4 protein-coding genes and 1 pseudogene are annotated in these 4,400 nt (G+C 71.6%); all 5 read right to left on the minus strand.

Features of this window, described 5'->3' with window-relative positions:
* Positions 1-827, minus strand: an 827-nt coding sequence (locus MVA01S_RS28785) for a glycosyltransferase (protein ID WP_060941802.1), incomplete at its 3' end; no start/stop codon positions are given.
* Positions 781-2,019 carry a glycosyltransferase gene (locus MVA01S_RS28790; protein WP_003931488.1) on the minus strand — a complete coding sequence of 413 codons (1,239 nt, stop codon included), beginning with the start codon at positions 2,017-2,019 and terminating at the stop codon, positions 781-783. The genes MVA01S_RS28785 and MVA01S_RS28790, both read right to left, overlap by 47 nt.
* Positions 2,016-3,083, minus strand: coding sequence for a glycosyltransferase family protein (locus MVA01S_RS28795; RefSeq protein WP_040541743.1), 1,068 nt, complete (start codon positions 3,081-3,083; stop codon positions 2,016-2,018). The genes MVA01S_RS28790 and MVA01S_RS28795 overlap by 4 nt, the downstream gene beginning before the upstream one ends.
* 157 nt (positions 3,084-3,240) lie before the next feature.
* Positions 3,241-3,999, minus strand: a complete 759-nt coding sequence (locus MVA01S_RS28800; protein WP_060941801.1) for a class I SAM-dependent methyltransferase — start codon at positions 3,997-3,999, stop codon at positions 3,241-3,243.
* Positions 3,996-4,400: pseudogene (locus MVA01S_RS28805) on the minus strand (methylenetetrahydrofolate reductase); the annotation flags it as partial. The pseudogene MVA01S_RS28805 and the gene MVA01S_RS28800, both read right to left, overlap by 4 nt.

The raw sequence follows: 4,400 nt of genomic DNA on the forward strand, positions 1-4,400 counted from the left end.
CCGGCGCCGCGAACCTGCCAGTGCCGCCACCGGTCCGGATCGGTGGCGCGGGCCTGCCGCCACAACCCCGGCCAGTCCTCGGCGGCCGGCCACCGGGCAGTGGTGACGGCCAGCCCGTGCCGGTCCAGCACCGACGCGGTCGCGTGTTGCTCGCCGAAGGGCCGCGGCTGCGGGATGACCACAGCGGGCCGTCGGGCCGCCGCGATGTCGGCGACGCTGTTCTGACCGGCATGGCTGACCACGACGTCAGCCTCACAGAGGTACGGCCACGGATCGTCGGCCCAGTTCCCCGACGCGCCACCGAGTGCCGTGGCGTCGACGTCGTCGCACTGCTCGCGGGTGCCGAACGTGTCGGGGGCCCCACCGAGCAGCAGTACGCGAGCCGTACGCGGATCCCAGGGCTCGTTGCGCGCCGGCTCTCGCTCCTCGAAGCGGCTCACACCTCCGACATAGGTCGTCTTGTACGCGTGCGGCGCCAGCCAGCGCGGGGTGCTGAGCGCGGCGGGCCAGGCGGCCAGGATGTGGTCGGCCATCTGATGGACCAGGACGTGCGGCGGGTCGGTTCGCTCCCCCGGCAAGGCCACCGCCACGGTCGGGACGCCCGAAAGCCTCAGGAACACCGCGACTTCGACGGATACGTCGACCACGCAGGCTTCGGGCCGCGCGTCGGCGACCCACTGTGCCAACGCGGCCATCCGGGCGCGGTACCCGGGGTCGTGGTGGGGCGCCCAGTGCAGCGCGCCGTGTGCGGTCGGCTCCGAGACGCCGACGGCTTCGTCGTCACGCGGAAGCTTGACGACCGCGGTGAACGGATGGCGTTGCGGCACAGTCGCCGACGTCAGTGCCGTCACCGGGCGGCGCATATGCGCGGCGATGCTGACGGCCCGTGCGAGGTGGCCGTAGCCGTGATGGTGGATGTAGTAGCCGATCATCGGTGTCCTCACCCCTGGCTGAGATCATCTGTCGGTAGAGGTCCAGGTATGCGCGCAGCATCGCCGCGGCCGAACAGCTGCGCACCGCATGTTCGTGCACCCGGCGGCGCGGCAACCGTGCGGCGACCGGCATCGCGGCGGCCAGTGCCGCGACGTCGCCTGGCGGCACCAGGCACCCCGACTCCGGCGTCACGCGTTCCGGGATTCCGCCGCGATCGAATGCGACAACCGGTGTGCCGCAACACATCGCCTCGGCGACCACCAGCCCGTACGGTTCGTCCCAGGTCGGGGTCACCAGCGCGACCGAGGCCGCGCCGACGACCCGGGCCAGCCGCCGCTGGGTCAGGTGCCCGGCATACCGGACGCTGTCGCCCAGCTGCGGGCGGATGAACTCGGCGAAGTACTCTGGATCGGAGATCGGGCCGGCCAGGGTGAGCGCGCGGCCGGCCAGTCGGGCAGCCGCCACGGCCAGGTGCGGCGCCTTCTCGGCGGTGATGCGCCCGAACCACACCGCGGAGTCGCCGCCGCGCCCCAGCGGCCACCGACGGGCGTCGATTCCGTTGGGCACCACGGTGAACGGCCCTCCGGCGGGAGCCCAGGCCGCCGCCGTGTGCTCGGATACCGCCGCGAACCGGGTCCCCCGGCCGCCGGTGGTCCGGATGGCCGACTCCAGCCACGGGGTCGGCGGGGTGTGCACGGTGGTGAGCATCGGTGTCGACAGCAGTGGCGCCATCGCCACCGGCAGGTAGTGCAGGCTGTGGTTGTGGATGACGTCGAAGTCGTCGGCGCGCGGACCGGACAGCTGCAGCATCAGCTCCAGGTAGGCGTGGTGGTCGTCCATGAAGTTCTCGGCGGGCATCGACACGTCGGCACGCGCCGCATCGGACAACTCCAGATCCTGCACCTGCAAAGAGGTACAGCCGAGCGCGGGGTCCGAGCCTGCGGCGGCGAACAGCGCGACCTGATGCCCCTGCTCGGCCAGCGCCCTGGCCAGATGCCAGACATGCGCCTCCAGCCCGCCGGCGAACGGCTGGTTGATCGGGTGGCGCGACGACGCGATCAGCGCGATCCGCAGCGGCCCGCTCATGACAGCACGCTCTGGTACAGGGTGCGGTGCGCATCGGCCAGCCGTCGGCGCTCGACCATCCGGCCCGACCAGGTGGCCCGGGGAGCCGGCTCACCGCGCAGCCATCGCCGGTGGGCTGCGTGCACGGCCTGCTGCAGGGACTGCGCGTCGAACTCGTCGTCGGTGAACGTGAAGACCCCGCACGGCCGCTGCTCGGCATAGAAGCCGCAGCTGGGCGCGATCACCGCGGTGCCGAGATCGAAACATGCCTCAAGCCAACCGGAATGGGTACCGAACCGGTAGGGCAGCACGGAGACCGACAGGCCGGCCAGGTAGTCCCAGAGTTCGTCGTCGGAGAAGTACGGGTGCACGCGCACCTGCACCCGGTCGCGAAAGTCGAACGCCAGCACGGCCTCGCCGAACGCGGGGGCGTACCAGTGGTTGGCCGGATCGAAGACCTCGTTGTGGATGTCGATGCGCAGCAACGCATCCGGCAACTCGTCGATGGTCTCGGCCAGCACGCCGAGGACCGGCAGCGGGTCCATGTTGGCGCGCAGACTCTTCACGTGCACCCCCACCACGAAGTGGCCGGGCTCCCGGCGCGGGGCCTCGATGTGGCCACGGGTCAGCACGTGTGGGTGGGGCAGCACGTCGGCGTGCTTGTCCCACCGGCGCCGGATCTGCCGGGCAGCGCCGGGGGTGAGCGTGACCAGCGCGTCCGCCGCGGCGACCAGCACGTCCTGTTGCAGGATGTGCGCCTCGGGATCGCTGTGATGGGGGTTTCGCAGGTCGTGCACGGTGTACACCAGGGGTTTGTCGTGGGCCTTCAGCTCCTGCATCACCTGGGTCAGCACGTCGGCTTCGACGGCGTCGAACCCGAAGTGCACGTGGAACACATCGAAGCGTTGGTGATTCGCGCTGACCCAGCCCGGTTCCAGCATCAGCGGTGGCCACCATCCACCGGGGACTTTCCGTCCGTCGGCGGGCACCGGGTCAGGCAGTCGGCGCACGTCGTCGCGTCCGGCCGGATCGGCCAGATGTCGCACGTAGACGTGGGAAGCCGGTACTGAAGCTATCCGCAGCAACGATGATCTCCTCACCGGGACGGTGGGCGCCCATAGACCGCGCCGGAGCCGTCGGCAACCGCGCGGTGTCCCTGCGCTCTGAAGAACACGGCCCCGCGGACTTACCCCGCGACCGCACCACCAAACATGACGATTGCCCGCCGCCGGGGCCGCGGCGTCACGCGTGCCGCACGCTCATCACCACGCCGGAGACCAACCCGTCGCCCAGCAGCTCGCCCATCTGATCGGACTGCTGCTCGGACAGCTGCCAGGTGCGTTCGGAGCCGTGTCTGCGCTCCAGTTCCCGGTCCACCCGCGCGACGCTGTCCTGCCACTCCTGCGGGATCGGCGGCAGCTCCGCGGTGCCCAGCTGAGCCTCGGCGCGGAGTCCGGTCTCGGCCAGCAGCATCGGCAGAGATTCCCGCGTCGGGAAGTGGTTGCCTTCGGGTGTCCGGTCGTCGGGGAGGTCGGTCTCGGCCACGAACACGAGCAGGCCGATCCGGCCCGGCGGGCGCACCACCCGCCGTAGTTCGGTGAGCACGTCGCGCTGATCGGGGGTGGTGCACAGCACCCCCAGGCACCATGCCGCGTCGAAGGTGCGGTCCGGGAACGGGAGCGCGCCCGCGGCCGCCTGCACCACGGGGTACGGGAACAGCCTCCTGGCAGCCCGGCAGGCCCCGTCCTGCGGCTCGACCAGCACCGGCACCACCCCGGCACGATCAGCGGCGTAGGCCGCGGGGCCGCCGACGCCGGCCCCGCAGTCCAGAAGCACCTCACCGGACTGCAGACCCATCCGGTCGGCCAGCCAGTCCAGCGCCGCGGGGTTACCGCTGCCCCGGCACCCTGCCGGGATGTGGTATCCGGGCCCCAGGTCGCGGGCCAGCTCCGCGGTCCATTCGGCCACGGTGTCGAATTCGGCCTCCATCGCCTCGCTCATACCGCCGACCTTTCTTCACGAATACGCTGTCCCACTTCGGCTTTGATCCAGGCTCCGGCCCGGGTACCGGCGTCGGACGCCAGTCCCGAGATGTTCACCCCGGCCACCCCGTCGATGGCCAGCAACGCGCGCGCTTCAGCGACCGCGGCGTCGATCCCAGCCTCGACCGGGTCCGGTGCGCGCAACACCTGCGCGACCACCCCGGCGTCCAGTGCCAGCCCGGGCAGTCCCTGCAACAGCGCGGCGGACACCTCGTCGGTGAACACCGCGACCGCGGCCAGCACCGGGATGGTCAGCCCGGCTGCGCGCGCCGCCGACATGAACTCGGCCACCGCGGCCGGTGCGGACACGTGGTTCAGCACGGCCAGGCGGGCGCCCGCGTGCTGTTTCTGGACGAGCCG

The sequence above is a fragment of the Mycolicibacterium vaccae NBRC 14118 = CIP 105934 genome, from assembly GCF_001552715.1.
GTDB lineage: Bacteria > Actinomycetota > Actinomycetes > Mycobacteriales > Mycobacteriaceae > Mycobacterium > Mycobacterium vaccae.

Excerpts from the sequence above, each read along its gene's own strand:
- MVA01S_RS28790 (WP_003931488.1), bottom strand. The coding sequence starts at position 2,019 with ATGAGCGGGCCGCTGCGGATCGCGCTGATCGCGTCGTCGCGCCACCCG.
- MVA01S_RS28800 (WP_060941801.1), bottom strand. The coding sequence starts at position 3,999 with ATGAGCGAGGCGATGGAGGCCGAATTCGACACCGTGGCCGAATGGACC.